19 protein-coding genes are annotated in these 23,316 nt (G+C 73.1%); 7 read left to right on the forward strand and 12 right to left on the reverse strand.

Annotated features, from left to right (window positions below; genetic code table 11):
• From efeU to OG276_RS26905, 6 genes are all read right to left on the reverse strand, one after another.
• Window positions 1-861 carry an iron uptake transporter permease EfeU gene (gene efeU, locus OG276_RS26880; protein ID WP_266909272.1) on the reverse strand — a complete coding sequence of 287 codons (861 nt, stop codon included), beginning with the start codon at window positions 859-861 and terminating at the stop codon, window positions 1-3.
• Window positions 862-879: 18 nt separating this feature from the next.
• Window positions 880-2,181: an iron uptake transporter deferrochelatase/peroxidase subunit gene (efeB, locus tag OG276_RS26885; RefSeq protein ID WP_266909273.1), complete on the reverse strand. Its 1,302-nt coding sequence runs from the start codon at window positions 2,179-2,181 to the stop codon at window positions 880-882.
• Window positions 2,182-2,215: 34 nt separating this feature from the next.
• Window positions 2,216-3,355: an iron uptake system protein EfeO gene (efeO, locus tag OG276_RS26890; protein ID WP_266909274.1), complete on the reverse strand. Its 1,140-nt coding sequence runs from the start codon at window positions 3,353-3,355 to the stop codon at window positions 2,216-2,218.
• A gap of 198 nt (window positions 3,356-3,553) precedes the next feature.
• Window positions 3,554-4,459: a heme ABC transporter ATP-binding protein gene (locus OG276_RS26895; protein ID WP_266909275.1), complete on the reverse strand. Its 906-nt coding sequence runs from the start codon at window positions 4,457-4,459 to the stop codon at window positions 3,554-3,556.
• The gene (locus OG276_RS26900) at window positions 4,456-5,604 is read right to left on the reverse strand and encodes an iron ABC transporter permease (protein ID WP_266909276.1); all 1,149 of its coding nucleotides are present in this window, start codon (window positions 5,602-5,604) and stop codon (window positions 4,456-4,458) included. The genes OG276_RS26895 and OG276_RS26900 overlap by 4 nt, the downstream gene beginning before the upstream one ends.
• A 1-nt stretch (window position 5,605) precedes the next feature.
• Complete coding sequence (locus OG276_RS26905; protein WP_266913127.1) at window positions 5,606-6,598, reverse strand: hemin ABC transporter substrate-binding protein; 993 nt, start codon at window positions 6,596-6,598, stop codon at window positions 5,606-5,608.
• A 183-nt stretch (window positions 6,599-6,781) separates the two neighbouring features.
• Here OG276_RS26905 and OG276_RS26910 point away from each other — a divergent pair, with 183 nt between their 5' ends.
• The 3 genes from OG276_RS26910 to OG276_RS26920 all read left to right on the forward strand — a co-directional run bounded on the left by OG276_RS26910 (window position 6,782) and on the right by OG276_RS26920 (window position 10,685).
• Window positions 6,782-8,305 carry an HtaA domain-containing protein gene (locus OG276_RS26910; RefSeq protein ID WP_266909277.1) on the forward strand — a complete coding sequence of 508 codons (1,524 nt, stop codon included), beginning with the start codon at window positions 6,782-6,784 and terminating at the stop codon, window positions 8,303-8,305.
• A gap of 198 nt (window positions 8,306-8,503) precedes the next feature.
• Window positions 8,504-9,997 carry an HtaA domain-containing protein gene (locus OG276_RS26915; RefSeq protein WP_266909278.1) on the forward strand — a complete coding sequence of 498 codons (1,494 nt, stop codon included), beginning with the start codon at window positions 8,504-8,506 and terminating at the stop codon, window positions 9,995-9,997.
• Between the two features lie 19 nt (window positions 9,998-10,016).
• On the forward strand, window positions 10,017-10,685 hold the full coding sequence (locus OG276_RS26920) for a PhzF family phenazine biosynthesis protein (protein ID WP_266909279.1): 669 nt from the start codon (window positions 10,017-10,019) through the stop codon (window positions 10,683-10,685).
• 99 nt (window positions 10,686-10,784) lie between these two features.
• On the opposite strand, the gene OG276_RS26925 is transcribed toward OG276_RS26920, so the two are convergent.
• Window positions 10,785-11,432 carry a heme oxygenase (biliverdin-producing) gene (locus OG276_RS26925; RefSeq protein ID WP_266909280.1) on the reverse strand — a complete coding sequence of 216 codons (648 nt, stop codon included), beginning with the start codon at window positions 11,430-11,432 and terminating at the stop codon, window positions 10,785-10,787.
• A 153-nt stretch (window positions 11,433-11,585) separates the two neighbouring features.
• On the reverse strand, window positions 11,586-12,443 hold the full coding sequence (gene map, locus OG276_RS26930; RefSeq protein ID WP_266909281.1) for a type I methionyl aminopeptidase: 858 nt from the start codon (window positions 12,441-12,443) through the stop codon (window positions 11,586-11,588).
• A 59-nt stretch (window positions 12,444-12,502) separates the two neighbouring features.
• Between map and OG276_RS26935 the strand changes: the two genes are divergently transcribed.
• Complete coding sequence (locus OG276_RS26935; RefSeq protein WP_243329646.1) at window positions 12,503-12,742, forward strand: hypothetical protein; 240 nt, start codon at window positions 12,503-12,505, stop codon at window positions 12,740-12,742.
• Window positions 12,743-12,782: 40 nt separating this feature from the next.
• On the opposite strand, the gene OG276_RS26940 is transcribed toward OG276_RS26935, so the two are convergent.
• Window positions 12,783-13,388 carry a hypothetical protein gene (locus OG276_RS26940; protein WP_266909282.1) on the reverse strand — a complete coding sequence of 202 codons (606 nt, stop codon included), beginning with the start codon at window positions 13,386-13,388 and terminating at the stop codon, window positions 12,783-12,785.
• A gap of 151 nt (window positions 13,389-13,539) precedes the next feature.
• On the opposite strand from OG276_RS26940, the gene npdG reads away from it, so the two are divergent.
• The gene (gene npdG / locus OG276_RS26945; protein ID WP_266909283.1) at window positions 13,540-14,265 is read left to right on the forward strand and encodes an NADPH-dependent F420 reductase; all 726 of its coding nucleotides are present in this window, start codon (window positions 13,540-13,542) and stop codon (window positions 14,263-14,265) included.
• Window positions 14,266-14,341: 76 nt separating this feature from the next.
• Here the strand turns inward: npdG and OG276_RS26950 are convergent, their stop codons facing one another.
• Window positions 14,342-16,462 (reverse strand): TerD family protein, encoded by a 2,121-nt coding sequence (locus tag OG276_RS26950; RefSeq protein WP_266913129.1) that lies wholly within the window; start codon window positions 16,460-16,462, stop codon window positions 14,342-14,344.
• A 182-nt stretch (window positions 16,463-16,644) separates the two neighbouring features.
• Here OG276_RS26950 and OG276_RS26955 point away from each other — a divergent pair, with 182 nt between their 5' ends.
• Window positions 16,645-16,839 (forward strand): hypothetical protein, encoded by a 195-nt coding sequence (locus tag OG276_RS26955; protein WP_266909284.1) that lies wholly within the window; start codon window positions 16,645-16,647, stop codon window positions 16,837-16,839.
• 171 nt (window positions 16,840-17,010) lie between these two features.
• Here OG276_RS26955 and OG276_RS26960 read toward each other — a convergent pair whose 3' ends face one another.
• Entirely contained in the window at window positions 17,011-18,021 is a 1,011-nt protein-coding gene (locus tag OG276_RS26960; RefSeq protein ID WP_266909285.1) for a quinone oxidoreductase, read from the reverse strand.
• Window positions 18,022-18,375: 354 nt separating this feature from the next.
• Window positions 18,376-19,203 carry a site-2 protease family protein gene (locus tag OG276_RS26965; RefSeq protein WP_266909286.1) on the reverse strand — a complete coding sequence of 276 codons (828 nt, stop codon included), beginning with the start codon at window positions 19,201-19,203 and terminating at the stop codon, window positions 18,376-18,378.
• Window positions 19,204-19,275: 72 nt separating this feature from the next.
• Between OG276_RS26965 and OG276_RS26970 the strand changes: the two genes are divergently transcribed.
• The gene (locus OG276_RS26970; RefSeq protein ID WP_266913131.1) at window positions 19,276-23,286 is read left to right on the forward strand and encodes a BTAD domain-containing putative transcriptional regulator; all 4,011 of its coding nucleotides are present in this window, start codon (window positions 19,276-19,278) and stop codon (window positions 23,284-23,286) included.
• Window positions 23,287-23,316: the final 30 nt, after the last annotated feature.

Genomic DNA, 23,316 nt, shown 5'->3' on the forward strand with positions numbered 1-23,316 from the left:
TCAGGAGCTGCTCGGCTCCGACTCCGGCTTCGACGCCGGCTTCGGCTCGGACGTGCCGCGCCTGCCCAGCGACGGGGCCAGGAACAGGGCGAGCACCGGGACCAGGTACAGGGCCCACACGACGACCTGGAGCACCGTCGGGTCCGGCTGGAAGTTGAAGGTGCCCTTCAGCAGGGTCCCGTACCAGCTGTCCGGCGGGATGGTCGAGCTGATGTCGAAGGCCTTGACGTTCAGCCCCGGCACGAAGTCGGCCTCCTGGAGGTCGTGGACCCCGTACGCGAGCACGCCCGCGGCGACCACGACCAGCATGCCGCCGGTCCACGTGAAGAACTTCGACAGGTTGATCTTCAGTGCGCCCCGGTAGAACAGCCAGCCCAGGACGATCGACGACCCGATGCCGAGCAGCACGCCGATCAGCGGGCCCGCGCCGTCACCGGCCGCGTGCACCGAACGCCACACGAACAGCGAGGTCTCCAGGCCCTCCCGGCCGACGGCCAGGAACGCCGTCGCCACCAGGGCGCCGGTGCCCATCGCGAGCGCCGCGTCGAGCTTGCCCTGGAGCTCGGCCTTCAGGTGCCGCGCGGTGCGCTTCATCCAGAAGACCATCCAGGTGACCAGGCCGACCGCGACGATCGACAGGGTGCCGCCGATCGCCTCCTGCGCCTTGAAGGTCAGTTCCTGCGTGCCGAATTCGAGGCCCGCGCCGAAGGCCAGGGACAGGGCGGCGGCCAGGCCGACGCCCAGCCACAGGGCTCCCAGCCTGTCCTTGTTCCCGGTCTTCACCAGGTACGCGATGAGGATGCAGACGACGAGGCTGGCTTCGAGCCCCTCGCGCAGTCCGATCAGATAGTTGCTGAACACTTCGGTTCTCCCCGTCCCCTACGCGAACAGCGCCCGGCCCCACCAGTCGTCCTTGTCGCGGACTCCCGGCGGGACGGCGAAGACGGCCGAACCCACGTGCTGGATGTATTCGTTGAGGACGTCGGACTTCGCCAGCCTGCGCTGGATCGGCACGAAGCCCGTGCGCACGTCGCGCTGGTAGGCGAGGAAGAACAGGCCCGCGTCGAGCCGGCCCAGTCCGTCCGTGCCGTCGGTGAAGGAGTAGCCGCGGCGCAGGATCGTCGCACCGTCGTTGGTGTCCGGGTGCGCGAGGCGGACGTGCGCCTCGGGCTTCATCGCCTTCAGGAACGGCTCGTCGCGCTCCTTGGACTTGCCCACGGGGGCGCCCTCGCCCTTGTCGCGGCCGAAGATGTCCTCCTGCTCGCCCAGGGGCGTGCGGTCCCACGTCTCGATGTTCATCCGGATCCGGCGCGCCACGAGGTACGAGCCACCGGTCAGCCAGTCGCTGCCGTCGCCGGCGCCGACCCACACGTGCTTGTCCAGGGCGGCCTTGTCGGTGCCCGAGATGTTCCGGGTGCCGTCCTTGAAGCCCATCATGTTGCGCGGGGTCTGCTCGTCGGGCGTGGTCGAGGAGGTCTTGCCGAAGCCCAGCTGCGACCAGCGCACCGCCGTCTTGCCGAAGCCGATGCGGGCGAGCTGGCGGATGGCGTGCACCGCGACCTGCGGGTCGTCCGCGCAGGCCTGGACGCACAGGTCGCCGCCCGAGCGGGCCGGGTCGAGGTTGTCGCCGGGGAAGAGCTCCAGGTCGATGAGGGCGCCGGGGCGCTTGCCCTCCAGGCCGAAGCGGCCCTTGGCGAACAGGCCCGGCCCGAAACCGATGGTCAGGGTGAGGCGGGAGGCCTTGAGGCCCAGCGCCTCGCCCGTGTCGTCCGGCGGGGCCTCGGGGAGGCCGCCGTAGCCGCCCTCGCCGACCGGCTGACCGGCCGTCATCAGGCGGGCGGCCTCGGTCCAGTCCTTGAGGAGCTGGATCAGCTCGCCGCGGTCCTTCGTCTTCACGTCGAAGGCGGCGAAGTGCAGGCGGTCCTGGACGGCACTGGCGATGCCGGCCTGGTGCTCGCCGTGGAACGGCACGGCCGCGCCGGCCGCGGCCGCCGAGACCATGTCGGGGCCCGAGCCCAGGGCGATGGCCGTACCGCCGGCCGCCGCGGCGCCGAGCGCGAGGCCCGCGCCGCCCCAGCCGAGGACGGCCCGGCGCGAGGGCGCACCCGGCCCCGCCTGCTCCGGGGCGCCGTCGTGCGCACCGTCGGGTGCGCCATCCTGCTCGGACACCGACTCGCTCATGTGAGGATCTCCCGCCTGCTCTGCTGTTCCGGAGTTACTTCGCGACCGCGGCGGCCAGCTTCGAGAGCGGCTCGGCCAGCGCGTTGACGCCGTCGGAGAGCTCCTTGCGCTCGGGCTCGCCGACCTTGTCGTACGAGGTGAACTCGTACGCGGCCTTGTTCGGGCGGTACTTCTCCAGCAGGTTGTTCAGCGCGGCGAACTGCTTGTCCAGCTCGGCGGTGAGCGCGGGGTCGGTCTTCGAGGTGACCGGCTTGAGCAGCTCGTACGCCTTCTCCGCGCCCTCGACGTTGGCCTTGAAGTCGACCAGGTCGGTGTGGCTGTAGCGCTCTTCCTCACCCGTCACCTTGCCGGTGGCGACCTCGTCGAGGAGCTCCTTGGCGCCGTTCGCCATCGAGGTGGGGGTGATCTCCGCCTGGCCGACCTTCTTCTGCCACACGGCCAGGTCGGCCATCAGGGTCTCGGCGAGCTTCTTGTCCGCGTCGTCGATCTTGTTGTCGGCGAAGAGGGACTTCTCCAGCTTGTGCCAGCCGGTCCACTCCTGGTTCGGCTCCAGACCGTCCTCGCGGACGTCGACCTTCGGGTCGATGTCACCGAAGGACTCGGCGACCGGCTCGGTGCGCTCCCAGCCGATGCGCGAGGGGGCGTACGCCTTCTTCGCGGCCTCGACGTCGCCGGCCTTGACCGCGTCCGCGAAGGCCTGCGCCTTGGGGATGGTCTCGTCGGCCTGCTCCTGCACGTACTTGCGGTATGCGGCGACCGCGGCGTCGGCCTCGGGGCTGCGCTTCTCCACGGTGCCCGCGCCGGTGGCCTTGACCGCCTGGCGGATGCCGTCGCCCTTCATGCCGGGCTTGCAGGCGATCTCGTAGTCGCCCGCCTTGAGCTCGGCGGTGATGGTGGCCTTGGTGCCGGGGCCGATGTTCTCGCGCTCGGTGACGATGCGGTCGTCAGGGAACAGCACGTAGAGCTCGGTGACCTTGGAGCCCTTGTTCTCGACCTCGATGGTGACCTTGCCCGCCGGGAACTCCTTCGTGGACACCTCGCAGGCCGAGTCGGAGGCCGCCACCTTGATGGTGCCGTCGCCGGACGCGTCGCTCTTCTCGGAGCAGCCGGTGACCGCGGTGAGGGCGGCCACCACGGCTGCCGCGGTGACGACGGTGAGGCGGGCGGGGCGCATAGGGGGCTCCTGGCAGTCTGGCGTTCGGCAGACGACCGCCCCGATCGGGTGGGGGCGGCCGGTGAGGCGGACCTAACTTAACCGAGGCTTACCTGACCCATACCCGTACGTCCAGTGATTCAGCCCACACCTTCGAGACCCGGACACGGGGCCATTACGGGCGCCCCACGCCGGGCCCATGGCCAGGTCAAGCCGAGGTCAAGCCCGGGTGACCGTTCCGTACGGCGGAACCCGCTCCTCCGGGAGCCCCGCTCCGGCGTCCCGTACGGGGACCACCAGCGGCGCCCCGGTGCGCGGGTGCGGGAGGACCTCCACCGGCTGGCGGTAGACCCGGCTCAGCAGCCCGTCCTCGAACACCTCCGCGGGCGGTCCGTGCACCGCGATCCGGCCTTCGTGCAGGACGGCCACCCGGTCCGCGTACGCCGCCGCCAGGCCCAGATCGTGCAGGACCACCACGACCCCGTCCCCGGCCGCCGCCCGCTCCCGGCAGATCCGCAGCACCAGCTCCTGGTGGCGCAGGTCCAGGGCCGCGGTCGGCTCGTCGAGCAGCAGCAGCGGGGCCCGCTGGGCCAGTACGCGGGCCAGCGCGACCCGGGCCCGCTCGCCGCCCGAGAGCGCCGAGAACGGGCGGGCCGCGAAGCCCGTCACCTCGGTGGCGGCCATGGCGACGGCCACCGCCTCCTCGTCGGCGTCGGCCAGCTCGGTGCCCACCCAGGGGGCGCGGCCCATCCGTACGACGTCCTCCACCGGAAAAGGGAAGGCCAGTGCGGCCGATTGGGGGAGCACCGCCCGGCGCAGGGCCAGCTCGGGGGCCCGCCAGTCGCCCACCGGACGCCCGTCGATCCGGACCTCCCCGCCGTCCGCCGGCAGGTCCGCGGACAGGGCCGCCAGCAGGGTGGACTTGCCCGCGCCGTTCGGTCCGACCAGGGCCAGCACCTCCCCGGCCCGCACGGTCAGCCCGATCCCGGCGAGCACCTCGCGCCCACCGAGCCGTACGCGCAGGTCCGTGACCTCGGCGAGCGGCGCGCCGGGGGCCGGACGGGCGGGGAGGGCCTGCTTGCTCCCGCGCAGCGCGGCGAGGCGGGAAAGCAGCCGGACGCTCATGCCCAGCCTCCTTGCTTGCGGCGGGTGCGGCGCAGCAGCCAGAAGAAGAACGGGCTGCCGAGCAGGGCGGTCAGCACCCCGAGCGGCAGTTCGGCGGGCTGGGCGAGGGTCCGCGCGGCCAGGTCCCCGGCGACGAGCACCACGGCTCCGGCGAGCGCGCTGCCGGGCACCAGGAACCGGTGGCCCGGACCGTTGGCCATGCGCAGCAGGTGCGGCACGAGCAGCCCGACGAAGCTGATGATCCCTGCCACGGCGACGGCCGCCGCGGTGAGCAGCGCGACGAGCAGGATCAGCGCGAGGCGCAGCCGCTCCACGTCGACACCGAGGTGGCGGGCGGGGCGCTCGCCGAGGGCCAGCAGGTCCAGCTTGCGGGAGTAGAAGGGGGCGACGGCCAGGCCGGCCAGCGCGCAGGGCAGGACGGCGAGCACCTTGGGCCAGGTGGCCTGGGCGAGGGAGCCGAGCTGCCAGAAGGTGATCTGGTTCACCTGGCCGCTGTCCGCGAAGAAGATGAACAGGCCGATCAGGGCGCCCGCGAAGGCGTTGACGGCGATGCCGGTGAGGATGAGGGTGACGACCTCCGTCTTCCCGCCGTTGCGGGAGAGCAGGTAGACGGCGCCGACGGTGACCAGCCCCGCGACGAACGCGCAGGCGGTGATGGTCCAGTTGCCGAAGAAGGTCAGGCCCAGCCCGATCGCGGCGACCGCGCCGACGGCCGCGCCCGCCGAGATCCCGATGACCCCGGGCTCGGCCAGGGGATTGCCGAACACCCCCTGCATCAGCGCCCCGGCGCAGCCAAGGCCGGCCCCGACGAGCAGGGCGAGGACCACGCGCGGCAGCCGTACGTTCCACAGCACGCTCTCCCCGACCCGGTCGAGGGCGGCGCCCCCGAGCCCGAGGCGGTGCTGCACCGACCCGACCACGTCCGCGAGCGGGATCTCGTAGGCGCCCACTCCGGCGGAGACCAGCGCGAGCAGGACGAGTGCGGCGGCCAGCGCGCCGGTGAGCCAGGCGGAGCCCCACCGCCGCCGGGGCGGTGCGCCGGCGGCGGTGGGGGCGGCCCGGGACGCCGTCGGCTCGGGAGCGGGAAGGGGATCCGCTCCGGGTGCTCCGGGCGGCGTCCCGGGGGCTTCGTAGGAGAGGGACACGTCAGGAGGCCTTGCCGTAGAGCTGGGTGATGAGGGAGGTCAGGACCTGGTCGGTGCGCGGGCCGTAGTTGAGCAGGACCCCGTCGTCGACGGTGATCACCCGCCGGTCCATGCCGGCCGGGGTCTGGGCCACGCCGGGGATCTTGACCAGCCCGTCCACGCCGCCGACGGACTCCAGGCCCTTGGACATGACGAGGATCGCGTCGGGCGCGGCCGCCGCCAGGGCTTCGCTGGTGATCGGGGTGAAGTCCTTGCCGAGCCCCGACTCCGGGCCCGTGTCGAGCGCCCCGGCCGCTTCCAGCAGGGAACCGGCGCCGGAGTCGGAGCCGCCCATCAGGTACACGGAGGCCGTGCCGCGCAGGTAGAGGAAGGCCACGCGCGGCTTCTTGCCCGAGGCGGGCAGGGCCCCCCGGGCGGCGGCGATGCGGTCGGCGGTGCGCTGGTTCAGCTGCGCGCCGGCCTCCTTGACGCCCAGTGCGGCGGCCACCGCGTCGGTCCGCTTCGCCACGTCCTCCAGGGACTTGGCCGGGGCCACCACCAGCAGCGGGACACCCGCGTCGCGGATCTGCCGGATCGCCTCGGCGGGGCCCGAGGTGGTCTCGGCCAGTACCAGGGTCGGACGCAGCGACAGCACGCTCTCGGCGGAGACCTCGTGGCCCCGCGTCACCACCGGGAGCTCCGCCGCCTGTTCGAAGGTGGCGGTGATGTCCTTGGCGACGACCTTGGGGCCGAGTCCCAGGGTGTACACGATCTCGTTGAGGCCGCCCGTCAGCGGCACCACCCGGTCCGCCGAGGTGACGGTCACCCGGGCGCCGTCCGCCGAGGCCACGGTCGCCGGAAGGACGGGTACGGGCGTCTGGGCGAGCGGTTCCACCCGGTCCGGCACGGCCGGGGCGCCCGCTCCGGTGGCGGGGGAGGGGGCAGCCGTACCTCCGCAGGCGCTCACGCCGAGGGCCAGGACCACGGAGGTCAGGGCGACGGCGAAGCGGGACATGCGGGTTGACGCGGCGGGCGTAGGCACGAAGGCACCGTCCTGATCGTCCGACTGGGGTGGTGGACCCGGTTCGCTGGGGGTGGGGTCCCGGTTCGAGGTTCCGGGGGCCAGGGGGTTTCACACCCGGCCGAACGTAGCTTAGGTTAGCCTAACCTCGCTCGCTAGACCCTGGAGGGGACATTCATGTCCGCTGGATCCATCCGTGCGTCCGCCGTCGCCCTGCTGGCGACCCTGGCGGCTCTGGGAGCCGTCCTGCTCCCGGCGACCGCCGCCCAGGCCGCGGGCCGCACCGTGGACGGGGGCCGGCTCGACTGGGGCATCAAATCCTCCTTCCAGAGTTACGTCACCGGGCCGGTGGCGAAAGGTGGGTTCAAGCTGAAGAACGGAGCCGCCACGGCCGGCGGCAGCCTGTTCCGCTTCCACTCCGCCAGCGGCTCCTACGACCCGGACAGCGGCTCCCTGCAGGCCTCCTTCAGCGGCGGCGTCTCCTTCCAGGGCCACCAGAAGGCGGACGGCACGTACGAGCTGGACATGAGCGTCAGCCGCCCCACCGTCAAGATCAGCGGTGGCAGCGGCACCCTCTACGTGGACGTCTCCAGCAAGGCCAAGGAGGGCGGAGCGGTCACCACCGCCGCCCAAGTGCCCTTCGCCAAGCTGGGCCTGGGCGGGGTGAACATGAAGGGCGGCGGCAGCCCCGTCGCCCTCGCCAACATCCCGGCCACCCTCACCGAGCAGGGTGCCAAGGCCTTCGCCGGCTACTACGCGGCCGGCGCGCAGCTCGACCCGGTCTCGCTGTCCGTGGACGTCAAGGCCGTGGCTCCGGCTGCCGAGCAGCCCGCCTCTTCCTCGCCCTCGTCCTCGCCGGCTGAGGGGGCCGCTTCCCAGTCCCCGCAGGCCGCCGGGCAGTTCGCCGACGCCGCCGTGGACTGGGGGGTGCGGCGCACCTTCCGCGAGTACGTCTCCGGCTCCATCGGCCAGGGCAAGTGGGAGCTGGCCGAAGGCGCCCAGGACGGCGGCGCGCTGTTCCGCTTCCCGCAGGGCAAGGGCGCGTACGACGGCGCGAAGGGCACCCTCGACGCCGCCTTCGCCGGGTCCGTGCACTTCACCGGGGCCCACCTCGACCTGAAGCTCGCGAAGATCACGGCCAAGGTGGAGAACGGCAAGGGCGTGCTGTCCGCCGACGTCACCACCGGCGCGGACACCAAGACCGCGGTCCCGCTCGTGGAGTTCGACGCCAAGGCCCTCAAGACCGAAGGCGGCCTCGCCACCCTCACCGAAGCCCCCGCCACCCTGACCGAGGGCGGAGCCCAGGCCTTCAACTCCATGTACAAGGCCGGCACCGAGATGGACCCCGTCTCCCTCGCGGTCGCCCTCGACGCCACCGCGAAGCTCCCGGCCCTCCCGAACCTCGGCTCGACGGCCACCCCGGCGGCCCCGCCGGCCCCTGCTCCGGCGGCGGCCGTCGCCGCGAAGGAATCCTCGAACACCGGCCTGTACGCCGCCCTTGCGGTGGCCGTGCTCGTCCTCGCGGGCGGAGCGGCCTTCCTGGTCCTCCGCAGCCGCCGCAAGGAGCCGATGCCGACGGCGACGCCGGGCATCGAGACCACGAGCCCCGACTCTCCGGCCTCTCCCGCGTCTTCCGACTCCGGCGACTCCGCCGACCCTTCCGACTCCTCCGGGACCGACGGGGCCGCTCCGCGCGGCTGACCCGCTCCCCGAACCGGAACCGCCCGGCCCGCAAGCCCCGTACCGGCACTCACCCGCAAGCCCCCGTACCGCACTGACCCGCAAGCCCCGCCGGGACCCTCAGGGCCCCGTACCGCCGGGGCTCGGCTTCGCCCTGCCCTCGCAGGGCACCACACCCCCTTACGCCCCTCCTCCACCCCCCCGTTCAGGAGCACCGCCATGTCTTCGATCAGCCGTCCGCTCGCCCTCGCGGCCGCCGTGGCCACCGCCGCGGCGATCGGCGCCACCGCGTTCGTCCTGCCCGCCACCGCGGCGGGCGGCGCACCGGCCGTCTCCGCGGCGCAGGGCGCCCCCGCGACGATCCCGGTCGTCGGCGGCACCCTCGACTGGGGTGTCCTGGAGAGCTACCGCACCTACGTCACCACCATCGCCCAGGGCGAGATCACCGTCGCGGACGGCGCGAAGAAGACCGGCAAGGGCTTCACCTTCGGCTCGGCCACCGGTCAGTACGACCCGGCCACCCACCTCGTGACCGCCGCCTTCAAGGGCAGCGTCACCTTCAAGTCGGCCGCGCACCGCTTCGAGGTGAAGCTCGCGAACCCGCGCATCGACACCGGCACGAAGACGCTGGTCATCGACGTCACCCGGGACGGCGTCCTGACGAAGGACGTCGGCTTCGCCAAGGTCGCCTTCACCGGGCCGTCCATGGCCAACCTGTCCACCACCCTGACCGCGGACGCCGCGAAGCTCCTCGGGTCGGACGGCTACAAGGACAAGGCGGGCGACCCGCTGACGGCCGTACTGGAGTTCCCGCCGCCGCCCAAGCCCAGCCCCTCCCCGTCCGCCTCGGCCTCCGCCTCCGCCTCCGCCTCCGCCTCCGCCTCCGCCTCGCCCTCGCAGAGCGCGTCCCCGTCGGCGTCCGTCCCGGCGTCCCCCTCGCCGTCGAAGCCGGCCTCCCCCTCCGCCTCCACCAGCTCCCCGGCCGCCGAGGGCCCCCGGCAGATCCTCGACGGCAAGCTGGCCTGGGGCGTCAAGGAGTCCTTCCGCAAGTACGTCCAGAGCGCGGGCGGCACCGTCACCCCCGCCGGCGGCGCGGTCGCCAACGGCGACAGCTTCGCCTTCGCCGGCGGCAAGGGCGCCCTCGACACCAAGGCGCGGAAGCTGACCGCCACCTTCGCGGGCAACCTGCGCTTCCAGTACGCGGCCCACGGCATCGACATGACCTTCGGCAACGTCCGCATCACCACCGAGGGCGCCAAGGGCACCCTGGTCCTGGACGTGAAGACGGCCGCCGGGGTCAAGGCGAACGTCCCCTTCGCCACGCTCGACCTCTCGAACGCCGAGTACAAGACCAAGGACGGCGTGCTCACCCTGAACGCGGTGCGCACCGCGCTCACGGCGGAGGGCTCCGCCACCTTCGCCAACGACACCACCGGCTCCATGTACCCGACGGGCACCCGGGCGGACGACGTCAACCTGACCGTCTCCGTGGACAAGGGCGCGGTCCTGCCCACGCCCCCGGCCGGTACCGGTGGTACCGGCACCACGGGCGGCACCGGCACCACCGGAGGCGGCGGCACCGTCGGTGGCAACCTCGCCGCCACCGGCGCCGAGATCCCGGCCGACGCGCTGCTCGGCTCCTCCGCGCTCATCGTCGCCGCGGGCGCGGGTGCGGTCTACGTGGCACGCAGGCGGCGTACGGCCCAGAACTGACCCGTGCTTCAATTCGCGCGTGAACGATCTGGACGTGCTCAAGGTCTTCTGCGCGGGTGACGGCAGCCACGGCAACACGCTGGGCGTCGTACGCGACGGCCGGTCCTGCCCCGACGATGCCTCCCGGCAGGCGCTGGCCGCCGAACTGGGCTACAGCGAGACGGTGTTCGTCGACGATCCCGAGCGCGGGATCGTCGACATCCGCACCCCCGGCACCCGGATGTCCTTCGCCGGGCACCCGTTGGTCGGAGTCGCGTGGCTGCTCGACATCGAGGAGCTCCAGCCCCCGGCGGGAGCCGTATGGGCGCGCGACGACGGGGAGTTCACCTGGATCACCGCCCGCCCCGAGTGGGTCGAGGGCAAGCGCACCGAGCAGTACGCGGACGCCGCCGAGGTGGACGCGCTGCCCAGCCCGCCGCCGGGCGAGGGCTGGCTGTACGCCTGGGCCTGGGAGGACGAGGCCGCGGGCAGGATCCGGGCCCGCGGCTTCCCGCGCCGCCCCGACGGCGTGATCGCGGAGGACGAGGCCACCGGCTCGGCGGCGATCGTGCTGACGGCCGAACTGAACCGCGCCCTGAACATCACCCAGGGCAGGGGCTCCCAGATCCTCACGGCCCCGGCCCCGGACGGCACCGTGGAGATCGGCGGCCGCGTCCGCTTCGCGAGATCCGGCCTCGCCGGCGCTTGAGGCGCGGGGTCCGGGGCTGAGCCCCGGGGAGCGGGAAGCCCGGAAGGGGGGCGGGCCCATCGGGCCCACCCCCCTTCCCCGTTCAGCCCGCCGCAGGCGTCACGCGCTCAGCGGGAACTGCCGGCCCAGCTCGCGGAAGACCGCGCCGTTGTAGTCGAAGGCGCGCTTGCACTCGTCGATGATGCGCTGCTTCTCCAGGTCGTCCGCGGCGATCGTGTCCAGCAGCTCGCGGTAGGTCCGCTTGAAGGCGGCCGGGTTGGAGATGTCCGCGAAGACGTAGAAGCGGACGCCGTCGCCCTTGCGCTCGAAGCCCCAGGTCCGCTCGGCCTTGTCGCGGATGATCTGGCCGCCGGAGAGGTCGCCCAGGTAGCGCGTGTAGTGGTGGGCCACGTACCCGCCCGGCCAGGATTCGGCGCACTCGGCCACGCGGGCCGCATAGGCCTCGGTGGCGGGCAGCGCGACCAGGGTCTCGCGCCATTCGGGACCCCGCAGGTGGGCCAGGTCCCGCTCGATCTCGGCGAGGCGCATCAGCTCGGGCTGGATGAACGGGCCGGCCACCGCGTCGTCCCTGAGGGCCTCGGCGGCGTCCTCCAGGGCCTTGTAGACGAACCACAGCTGCTCGGTGTAGCGCGTGTACGCGTCCACCCCGAGCCGGCCGCCGAGCAGGTCGCTCATGAACGTCGAGGTCTCTGCCTCGGTGTGCTGCTCGTGCGAGGCGACACGGATGACGGTGGAGAAGGCGTCCAAGGCGGACCTCCGAGAGATCGGAAGGAAAAGGGGGAGCCGGGTACGGCGGCCGTGCCGCCACACCCGATCCTCCTGCTTAGGCTTACCTAAGTCAATGCGTTGCCGACGCCTTGTCGGTAAAAACCTCCGCGAGTCGATTTCCTCGGTTCGGGGTCAGGGGAGCGTCAGGATCTCCGCCCCGGTGTCCGTGACCACCAGTGTGTGCTCGAACTGCGCGGTCCGCTTGCGGTCCTTCGTGACCACGGTCCAGCCGTCCTCCCACATGTCGTACTCGTGGGTGCCCAGGGTCAGCATCGGCTCGATGGTGAAGGTCATCCCGGGCTCGATGACGGTGGTGGCGTGCGGGCTGTCGTAGTGCGGGACGATCAGGCCGGAGTGGAAGGACGAGTTGATCCCGTGACCGGTGAAGTCCCGGACGACGCCGTAGCCGAAGCGCTTCGCGTACGACTCGATGACCCGGCCGATGATGTTGATCTGCCGGCCCGGCCTGACGGCCTTGATGGCCCGGTTCAGGGACTCGCGGGTGCGCTCGACGAGCAGCCGCGACTCCTCGTCCACGTCCCCGCAGAGGTACGTGGCGTTGTTGTCGCCGTGCACCCCGCCGATGTAAGCGGTCACGTCGAGGTTGACGATGTCGCCGTCCCGCAGGACGGTCGAGTCGGGGATCCCGTGGCAGATGACCTCGTTGAGCGAGGAACACAGGGACTTGGGGAAACCGCGGTAGCCCAGCGTCGAGGGGTAGGCACCGTGATCGCACATGAACTCGTGGGCGACCCGGTCCAGCTCGTCGGTGGTCACCCCCGGTGCGATCAGCTTGGCGGCCTCTTCCATCGCCTGGGCGGCGATCCGGCCGGCGATGCGCATGGCCTCGATGGTCTCGGGCGTCTGCACCTCCGGTCCGGTGTACGGAGTGGGCGCGGGCTTGCCCACGTACTCGGGCCGGCGGATGTTTCCGGGAACGGAACGGACGGGAGTGAGCTCGCCTGGTACGAGCAGCGACTGGCCAGACATACGAGCGAGTGTATCGAGCGGGTATGGGGCAGCATGGCGACAGAGAGAGGAGCCTGACGATGGCCCTGTTCAAGAAGCGCCAGGTGGGCAAACCCGGCGAGTGGTACTACTGCCTGGTCCACAAGAAGGTCGAGGAAGGCCCCGAGTGCCCGGCGAAGGACCGTTTCGGCCCCTACGCGACACCCGAAGAGGCGAACCACGCCATGGAGACGGCGCAGGAGCGCAATCTCGAATGGCAGAACGACCCCAAATGGAACGACAAGACCCGCGAGACCGAAGAGGGCACCGGAACCCCTTAGGGACTCCGTAGGCCCCCGTAGCCTCCGGCCGGCGCTCCGGCTACCAGCGGCTGGGCGGCGGCGCGGCCAACTGGTCGGCCAGCCGCGCCAGCCGGTCCCGGAACCGCCTCGGCCCGCGCTGCACCGGCAGGCTGTTCTCCCCGGCCGCCGCGCTGACCAGGTGCTGCACGGTGTCCAGGTCCAGCTCGGCGGCCCCGTCCGGTACGGACAGCACCTCGTGCGCGAGCGTCCCGAGATCCGCGTCCCCGCCGTCCATGGACAGTACGGTCGCCCCGGCGCGCCGGGCGTCGTGCACCCGCTCCAGCAGCCCGCCCCCGGGCCGCTCCGGAGCCACCACCAGCAGCGTGTGACCGCGCCGGGCCGCCTCCAGCCGGCTCAGCCCGACCGACAGGTGCGGGGCGTCACCGGGCAGCACCTGGTGGCGTACGAGCGTGGGCGCCAGCTCCGGCAGCCCCGACCAGGCGGCCTCGTCGACCAGGTGCGCCGCCAGGTGCCAGGGCTCGTACTGCTCGGTCCCGACCAGCAGCAGGTTCCCGCCGGCCGGCACCACCGACCGCCGCAGCGTCCCGGCGAACCGGCGCGCGGCACCGGGCCACTGCGTACCGGCGAGCACCTCGCGCAGCAGCGCGACTCTCACGGCGTCCATACCCGGCATCCTGCCGCATGGAAGGGACAAAGAGGAGCGGTTCCCCCCATCTCCCACCCCATCTCCCACCCCGCCCCACCCCCCGTCTCCCCGGGCATCTCACACCGTCCGCGCATTCGCCTCTGACGATCTCGCCGCTACCCTCGCCCCCATGACCTCCACAGACAGCACGCAGCAGCCCGCGAAGGCCCCGGCCAAGGCCCCCGCCAAGGACCCGTGGGACCTTCCCGACGTCTCCGGCCTCGTCGTCGGCGTCCTCGGCGGCACCGGCGACCAGGGCCGTGGCCTCGCCTACCGGCTCGCCCGCGCCGGCCAGAAGGTGATCATCGGCTCCCGCGCCGCCGACCGCGCGCAGACCGCCGCCGACGAGCTCGGCCTCGGCGTGGAGGGCGCGGACAACGCCGAGTGCGCGCGCCGCAGCGACATCGTGATCATCGCGGTGCCGTGGGAGGGCCACGCCAAGACCCTGGAATCGCTGCGAGAGGAGCTCGCCGGCAAGCTCGTGGTCGACTGCGTCAACCCGCTCGGCTTCGACAAGCAGGGCGCGTACGCCCTCCAGGTCGAAGAGGGCAGCGCGGCCCAGCAGGCCGCCGCCCTCCTCCCGGACTCCCGCGTCACCGCCGCCTTCCACCACCTCTCGGCGGTGCTCCTCCAGGACGAGTCGATCGACGAGATCGACACCGACGTGATGGTCCTCGGCGAGGTCCGCGCGGACACGGACATCGTCCAGGCCCTCGCCGGCCGCATCCCCGGCATGCGAGGCGTCTTCGCGGGCCGCCTGCGCAACGCCCACCAGGTCGAATCCCTGGTGGCCAACCTCATCTCCACCAACCGCCGCTACAAGGCCCACGCGGGCCTGCGCATCACGGACGTCTGAGCGGACGGATCCCACCGCCGATCCCGCCACCGGGCCCACCCGTCACCGCAGGACGGGCGGGCCCGTGTCCGGACCCTCAGCCGCGGCGGCCGCCGCGCGGCTCGATCGGCCCCAGGTGCGCCACGACGCCGTGGTAGAAGCGCTCCACGGCATCGTCCACGCTGCGGATGAACCCGGACTCCGTGTTCCCCCGCGTGCTCCCCATTCCCTTGAGCAGCGACAGCCGGAAACCGACGACGGTCGAGCCCTCCGCGGGCAGCAGATCGCCCGGCTCGGGCCGCAGCCGCTCCAGCGTGCCGCGCGGCCCGCTCCCCGGACCCGCCCCGGCGCCCGGCCCGGCATCGAGGAGGCTCTCCACGTGCAGGTCCGCCGGAGCCTCGGCGAGCAGCTTCAGCAGCCGTTTCACCATGACCAGCGGGTACGCGCCCTCCGGGGCCGGCACGTCGACGGTGGTGCGCACCTTGGAGGTCCTGAGGTCGGCGCTCACCGCGATGACACTGGTGGTCCCGTCGACGCGCAGCTCGGCGAAGAGCTTCCCGTCCGCACACAGCCGGTCCGCCGCCGCGACCCGCCGGGCCTGCGGATCGCTGCCCCGCCGGGCCCGCTGCACCGGCAGCGCCTTCTGCCCGAGCTCCCCGCCGAGACGCAGGCAGACCTGACGGATCAGCCGCTCCCAGCTCTCCACCACCTCCACGGTCCGGGCGTCCCCGTGGCCGAGGGTTTCGTCCTCGATGCCCTTGCGTACGGGCACCCAGGCCGCGCCCATGTTCTGGAACCCGTGGCAGCCCGACTGCTCGTGCCGCAGGTACTCCAGGAGTTCCTGGAGGAGCCAGGCGTGTGCGGCGTTGCCCACGCCCTCGTGGCGGATCAGCATCTGCGCCTGGTGGGCGACCTCGGCCCAGGACAGGTGCCAGAGGCTGACCTTGTGCTTGCGCCGGCCGTCCACCTTCACCTCCACCATCGGGCGGCCCTCCAGGGCCACGTCGTTGGAGAGGGTGATCACGGCCTCGTAGCCGCGGCGCGCGGCAATGTCCATGTACGCCTGGACCTGCTCCGCCTTGAGCGGGTTGCCGTTCGTCTTCGTCTCCACGAGCGCCGTCCACAGCTTGCCCGCGCGCTCCACCCGGATCACCCCGTCCGGGCGCCGGGGCGTGTCCCCGTGGGGGAGGGAGACCTCCGTGAAGGTCTGCATCCGGCCGGCGGGCGCGCCGAACCCGGCGGTGAGGCGGCGGCCGAACTCCGGCACCTGCGCCATGACCGACAGCAGCACCGAGGTGGCGCGCACCTCCCGCTCCCTGTCGCTCTTCAGGGAGGGGACGGGGAACAGGCGGGCCGGGCTCCACGAGTCGTTCTCGGCCAGGGACTTCTTGGCCACCTTGGGCAGGGTGACCTTCTTCCTGGTCGTACGGGGACCCCGGCCGCGGGTCTGTGCCGGTACGGCGACGGGAGCGGCCGCCCCGTCGGGCTCGGGCTGGGGCCTGGTCCCGTCGACGGGCTCGGCGGCGGGTTCGGGGACGGGTGGGGCGGCCGGGAAGGCCGCCGCCGCATCGGCCGTTCCGAGGCCCTGCGCGGCCTGCGCCGGGTCAGCGAGCTCCTCCGGCTCCCGCTCACCACCGAGCTTGGCCTCTTCGGCCTCTTCGGCCTCCTCGGGTCCCTCGGATTCCTCCAGCACCGGGATGCCGAAGTCCGTGGCCAGCCCCGCCAGGCCGGTTTCGTACCCCTGGCCGACCGCGCGGAACTTCCACTCCTCGCCCCGCCGGTACAGCTCGCCGAAGATGAAGGCGGTCTCCACGCCCGCGTCGTCGATGGAGTAGCCGACCAGCGGTTCCCCGGAGCGGTCCGCGACCGTCATCCTCAGGTCGTCGAGGTCTCCGAAGCGTGCGCCTGCGTACCGGCTGGCCGCCACGACGATCCGCGCGACACCCTCCGGTACAGCCGTCAGGTCCACGCTGATGCGGTCCTCGTCGCCGTTGTCGGTCGGCACCTTGCCCAGCAGCTGCACGCTTCCGTCGGCGGCCGCCGGGTTGTTGTAGAAGTAGAAGTCGTTCTCGTCGCGGACCTTGCCGTTCTCGTCCAGCAGCAGCACCGAGACGTCGGCGTCGCCCGCCCCCGAAGCGCTGCTCCAGCCCAAGCTCACGACGACGGCCCCGGCGTCCTCGCTGAGGGCGGTCAGGCTGACGTTCGCGCCCTTCGGGATCTCCTGCATGTTTCCCCCAGATCCTTCCGCACCCCCCTGCGCGGTGCGTCTCCGGCGAACCGTAGCGGCGGGCGGAGGAAAAGATCACGGGATGGGGGAAATCAACCGGACGGGAGCACGCCGGGGCATGGGGGACACTGGAGGGGCTTGAACCGCTTCAGTGTCTTCGAGGAGCCCTCGCCATGCCCCGCCTTGCCGTGTTCGCCGTCGTCCTCTGCGTCCTCGCCACTGCCGCCGCGGTGGTCTCCTTCGTCGAGGGCAGTCTGCTCGGGATCGTGTGGGTGCTGATGGCGGGCATCACGTCGAACATGGCGTGGTTCTACGTGCGCAAGGCGAAGGTCGAGAAGGCCGCGGCAGCGGCTCGCGCCGCGGGCTGAGCCGGAGCCCGGCCCGGGTGGGCCCTAGGCGTTCCGTCCCGGGAGGTTGTGGACGGGTGGAACTCGATCTTGGCCTGCCGAGTGCCTGACGGTGTCGGGGATCTCGGCGATGACGGTCGGCCATGCCCTCGACATCCCAGTCTCCAAGATCCCCGACCTCGTCACCCGCGATCAGCTCTGCGTCTCCTCGCGGCGTCCCATAGCGGCCGCATCGAGTACGACGAGCAGCTTGCCGGTGGTACGCCGCGCCTCCAGATCGCTGTGGGCCTGGGCAGCCTCGGACAAGGCGTAGCGGCCCGTCACGGTGACCTCAAGCGCCTTGGAGCGCACCCACTCGAACACATCGGCGGCCCGTCGGAGCAGTTCGGACCGATCGGCGATGAAGTCCCCGAGGCTGGGCCGGATCAGGGTCAGCGAACCGCCGTGGGCGAGCCGAATCGGATCAAACGGCGGCACGGCACCGCTTGCCGCGCCGAAGAGCACGAGATGGCCGCGGGTTCGCAGGCTGGCGAGGCTCGCATCGAAGGTGTGCGCGCCGACGCCGTCGAAGACGACCGGCAGTCCCTGACCGCCGTTGAGCCGCCTCACCTCGGCTGCGAGATCGTCGACTGCGGAGGAAAGGATCACCTCGGCGGCCCCGGCACGCTTCGCCAGCTCGGCCTTAGCCGTGGTCGACGTCGTGCCGATCACCCTGCCGCCGAGATGGGTGATGAGCTGGGTCAAAAGCAGCCCCATGCCACCGGCAGCCGCATGCACGAGCACCGTGTCGCCCCCCTGAACCGGATAGGCGTCCTTGACGAGATAGTGCGCGGTCATGCCTTGGAGGAGCACGGCGGCGGCTGTCTCGAAGCCGATGTCGTCGGGCAGCGGCACCAGCCGGGAGGAGTCCACGACGGCCCGCTCGGCATACGTGCCGGGAATCTCCACCCAACCGACCCGGTCCCCGACTGCGACGTCGGCGACGCCGGGTCCGACTTCGACGACCGTGCCGGCGCCCTCAGAGCCCGGGGTGAAGGGCAGCGGGAGGCTGTACCGGCCTTCGCGGTGGTAGACGTCGAGGAAGTTGACCCCGGATGCGGCGACCTCCACGACCGCCTCGCCCGGACCCGGCCGCGGCTGGTCCACCTTGACCTCCCGCAGCACCTCGGGACCGCCCACTTCGTACACCTGAATCGCTCGCATGGCTCTCCAATAACGGCTCATCCCCACCAACCCCGTTGATGGCGATCAACGGTTCATCCCCCACCAACCCCGTTGACGGCGATCCGATTCCCGGCAAGCAGACCGGCCCGCCGCCCCCGCCGAGAGCTGAGACGCCTGCTCAACGCCAGCGGCAGGGCCAGCTGATCTCCCTCCGCGTCCATCCGCTCCGCCGCCCACGCCGCCTCCTCCCGCGTCGGCGCGAAGACCAGATGCAGCCCATGCGCACTGACCCACCGAAAGGCCCTCGTGCCCCCGCGTCCTGACCCGCTACCAGCTGGCCCGGCCCTACCGGCCCCAGACCAACGGCAAGGTCGAACGCTTCGACCGCACCACCTAGGGCGCCTGGCAGAGGCCGTTGGTGTCCTGCCAGAACTGGTAGAGGTCGCGGCCGCAGTAGGACTCCAGCTCGCCGACGCCCAGGGCCGACAGGACGCCGTACACCGCGTCGAAGAAGTACGCGTTGATCTCCGGGATCCACAGCAGCGCGAAGACGGCCAGCAGGCCGAACGGTGCCAGCGGTGCCACCTCGCGGCGGACCTTGTGGGAGAGCCAGGGCTCGATGATGCCGTAGCCGTCCAGGCCCGGGACCGGCAGGAAGTTCAGGATCGCCGCCGAGACCTGGAGCAGCGCCAGGAAGCCGAGCGCGAAGCGGAACGCCGTCGGGACCCCGTCCAGGGCGTTCAGCCAGAACGGGGCCGTGCAGACGGCCGCGAAGGCGACGTTCGTCAGCGGACCCGCCGCCGAGATGAGGCTGTGCCGCCAGCGGCCCTCGATGCGGTCGCGCTCGATGTACACCGCGCCGCCGGGCAGGCCCACTCCGCCCATGATCACGAAGAGCACCGGCAGGATGATGCTGAGCAGCGCGTGCGTGTACTTGAGGGGGTTCAGCGTCAGGTAGCCCTTCGCGCCGACGCTGAGGTCGCCGCTGTGCAGGGCGGTACGGGCGTGCGCGTACTCGTGCAGGCACAGGGAGACGATCCACGCCGCGGTGACGAAGAGGAAGACGGCCAGCCCGGTGCTGGTCGAGTACCCCGTCCACACGGCCCACCCCGTCACCGCCATCACGGCGAAGATGCCGAGGAACACGGGACTGATCTGCCGGTCGCCGCGATCGTGAGTGCGGTGGTGGTGGCTGCGGTTCGGACTGCCCTGGGGACCCATACGGCGAACCTATCCCGGAGGCGGCGCCCGGGGGAGCTCCGGGCCGGAGACAATGGGCCGGTGCGTTACGCGATGCTCGGCACCACCCAGGCCATCCGCGACGACGGGAGCACCGTGCCCGTCGGCGGAGCGCGGCTGCGCGCGCTCCTGACGGCGCTCGCGCTGCGGCCGGGCCGGGCGGTCCCGGCAGCTTCGCTCATCGAAGAGGTGTGGGACGGCGACCCGCCCGCCGACGGCCCCGCGGCGCTCCAGGCACTGGTGGGCCGGCTGCGCAGGGCGCTGGGCCGCGAGGCGGTGGGGTCCGGGGAGGGCGGCTACTGGCTCGTCGCGGCCCGGGACGACATCGACCTGTACCGCTTCGAGCGGCTCGCGCGGGCGGCGGCACAGACCACCTCGCCGGCGGAGGCGGCCGCCCTGTACGACGAGGCCCTCGCCCTGTGGCGGGGCGAGCCGCTGAGCTCCCTGCCGGGCTCCGGGACCGGGCCGGAGGCCGCCCGCTGGGAGGCGCTACGGCTCGACGCGCGCCGGGGCCGCCTGCACGCGGCGCTGGAGCTGGGGGAGGCGGAGCGGGTCCTGCCAGAGCTGACCGCGCTGTGCGCGGGGCTTCCGCTGGACGAACTCCTGCAGGCCCTGCGGATCCGCGCGCTGCGCGACGCGGGCCGCCCGGCGCAGGCACTGGCCGCCTACGAGGAGGTCCGCCGCGACCTGGCCGGCCGCCTGGGCACCACCCCGGGCCCCGCCCTCCGCGCCCTCCACGCGGCCCTGCTGGCCGACCCGACGGCGGGCCCCCACCGGCCCGGCCCGACGGCGACACCCGGGCGTTCCGCCCCGCTGACCGGACCCGGGTACCCGGCGCCGAGCGGTCCGGACCGGGCGGCGCCGACGGCCGGGACCGGCTGGACCAGCCGTACGGCCCTGACCGACCGGCCCGACCGGACGGGGCAGGTCGGATCCGCTTCCGACCCGGGGCCCGGCCACCCCGCCGAGGCCTCGCGAGGCCGGGCGGGTCAGGCGGGGGCCGACGCGACCGCCGGGACCGCCGGGATCGTGCAGGGCTCCTCTGCCGCTCCGGACGGACCCGGCGGGCCCGGGCTGGGCCCGGGCCATGACGGCCGGCCCGGCACCCCGTCCGAGCCGCACGGGTCCTTCCCGGCTCCGTCCGGGATCGCCGCCGCCCCGGCGCCGTACGGGACCGCCACCGCGATCCCGTCCGGTCCCGACCGGGCGGACTCCGGCTCCATGCCCGGACCTGACGGCTCCGGCCAGGCGACCGGTCCTGCCGGCGCGGGCTCCGCCTACGCGACCGGTCCTGACGGAGCGCGCTCCGCCCACGCGACCGGACCCGACCGACCAGGCTCCGCCCACGCCGACGGGCCGGGCCGGGCCGGTCCCGCCGGGACCGGGAGCGGGGATCCGTACAGCGCCGGTGCCGGGGCCGGTCACGTGCCGCCGCCCGGGCCGGGCGCGGGCAACCTGCGGATGCGGCTGACCACCTTCGTCGGGCGGGAAGAGGACATCCGGGTCATCGGCGACGACCTCGCCCGGTCGCGGCTGGTCACCCTGCTCGGACCCGGCGGCGCCGGCAAGACCCGGCTGTCGCAGGAGGCCGCCGAGGCACACGCCCGCGCAGGCCGCGGCACACCGGACGCACGGCCCGCCGGCCCCGGGCACCCGTCGGCCGGCCACGCCTCCACCCGTGGCGGGCCCGGCTCCGCCCCCGCCTGGGCCGACGGGGTCTGGTTCGTGGAGCTGGCCCCCGTGGACGATCCGGAGGACGTCGCCGAGGCCGTGCTCGCCGCGCTCGGGGCGCGGGAGACCAAGCTGCGCGGCGGCTCCGCCGAGGAGATGCGGGTGCTGACCGAGCGCGGGGACCGGCCCCTCGACCGCCTCGCAGAGCATTGCGCGCGGCGCCGGATGCTCCTGATCCTCGACAACTGCGAGCACGTAGTCGACGCCGCCGCCCGCCTCGCCGAGGAAGTGCTCGCGCGCTGCCCCGGCGTGCAGATCCTGGCCACCAGCCGCGAACCCCTCGGCGTGCCCGGGGAGACCCTGCGCCCGGTGGACCCGCTGCCCGACCCGGTCGCGCTGCGGCTGTTCGACGACCGCGGGGCCGCCGCCCGGGCCGGGTTCACCGTGGACGAGGACCCGGCCGCCGCCGTGGAGATCTGCCGGCGCCTCGACGGGATGCCGCTGGCCATCGAGCTGGCCGCCGCCCGGCTGCGGCTGCTCACCCCCCGCCAGATCGCCGACCGGCTGGACGACCGGTTCAGGCTGCTGACCGGCGGCTCGCGCACCCACCTGCCCCGCCAGCAGACCCTGCGCGCGGTGGTCGACTGGTCCTGGGACCTGCTCGACGAGCCCGAACGGGCCGTACTGCGCCGGCTGTCCGTCTTCGCCGGCGGCTGCGACCTCGCCGCCGCCGAGGCGGTCTGCGCGGACGGTGGATACCTCGATGGCGCCGACGTCGCCGACCTGCTCGGATCCCTCGTGGACAAGTCCCTCGTCGTCGCCGCCCCCGACGGCCCCGCCGGGATGCGCTATCGCCTTCTGGAGACCGTCGCCGAGTACGCGGCCGACCGCCTCGCCGAAGCCGGCGAGGACCGGGCGGAGACCGAGCAGCGCCATCTCACCCACTACCGCGAACTCGCCCGCACCACCGAGCCGCTGCTGCGCGGCCACGGCCAGCGCGCCGCCGCGGACCGGCTGGCCACCGAGTACGAGAACGTGCGCACCGCCCTGCGCCGCGCCGTCGCCGCCAAGGACGTGGGCGAGGTGCTCTGCCTCGTGCACTCCCTCGGCTGGTACTGGCACATGCACGATCTGCGCGCCGAGACCCGCCACTGGGCGGGCGCCGCCGCAGCCCTCGGCCCGGACCCCTTCGCCGCGCCGGTCGTCCCCGCCCCACCCGTCTACGAGCAGATCGTCGACACGCCCCCGCCCTACGAGGGTGAACTGCTCACCGAGGCCTGGCGCGGCATCCAGCTGTTGTGTCTGGTCGCCCGCGACCAGATCAGCTCCACCTGGTCCACCCCCGAGGTCCGCGCCCAGGCCGAGGGCGTGGTCGCCGCCTACCGCCCGGGGCTGCCGCAGACCTGCCGGGCCCCTTCCTTCCTGTGGATCTACGCCGTCATGATCTCCGGGGACGCCGAGCTGCTCCACCGCGCCACCGAGGAGACCGTGGAGACGGCCCGCGCGCTCGGCTACCGCTGGGAGCTGGCCTCCGCCCTCCAGCTCCGGGCCAACGTCCTCGCCAACCGCGCCGACGGGGCCGGCGACGCGTCGCGCGACGCCGAGGAGAGCCTCGCCCTCTACGCGTCCCTCGGCGACGACTGGGGCTGCGCCGAAGCCCTCTCCGCCCGCGCCGAGGCCCGGGAGAAGCGCGGGGAGTACGCCCTGGCCGCCCAGGACTACCGCGCCGCGATCGAGTACGCCGGGCGGCTCGGGGCCAAGGCCCAGGTCACGATGATGCAGGTGCGCATGGCCGGGACCCTCGCCGAGGACGGCCACCTGGAGGAGGCCGAGGAGCTCCTCACCGGCCTGCTCGCCGGCGCCATCCACCAGTTCGGCAACGAGGCGTTGCCCGCCGCCCAGATGTTCCTCGCCTGCATCTACGGCCGCACCGGCCGCCTCCCCGAAGCCCGCGCCCGGCTCCAGTCCCTGCGCGAGGAGTTCGCCGTCGGCGCGTTCGCCATGTTCGACGGCTTCCTGCTCGGCCTGCTGGCCTGGGTCGACAACGAGGAGGGCCGGTACGAGGACGCCATCGCCCGGCTCCGCCAGGCGATCGAAGCCGTCCGGGACCCCCTCTCCATGATGCTCGCCCCGCACCTCCCGGCCGCGTACCTGATCACCGGGGCCCGCTCCCTCGCGCAACTCGGCGGCCGGGTCCGGGCGTACGACGCCGCGCGGCTCATCGGCGCCTACCGCGCGCTGCTGCCGCCCGCCCACTTCCCGGTCACCACCGAGCGCGCGGACGCCGAGCAGGCCGAGCGCCTGGCCCGGGCCGCGCTCGGCGACGCCGCGTACGAGGCGGCGTACGCCGAAGGCGGCGGCCTCACCCTGGAGGAGGCCACCGCCTTGGTGTGACCCGTGCGGGTCCGCCCGGGACGCGATCCG

The sequence above is a fragment of the Streptomyces sp. NBC_00086 genome (assembly GCF_026343255.1).
Taxonomy (GTDB): domain Bacteria; phylum Actinomycetota; class Actinomycetes; order Streptomycetales; family Streptomycetaceae; genus Streptomyces.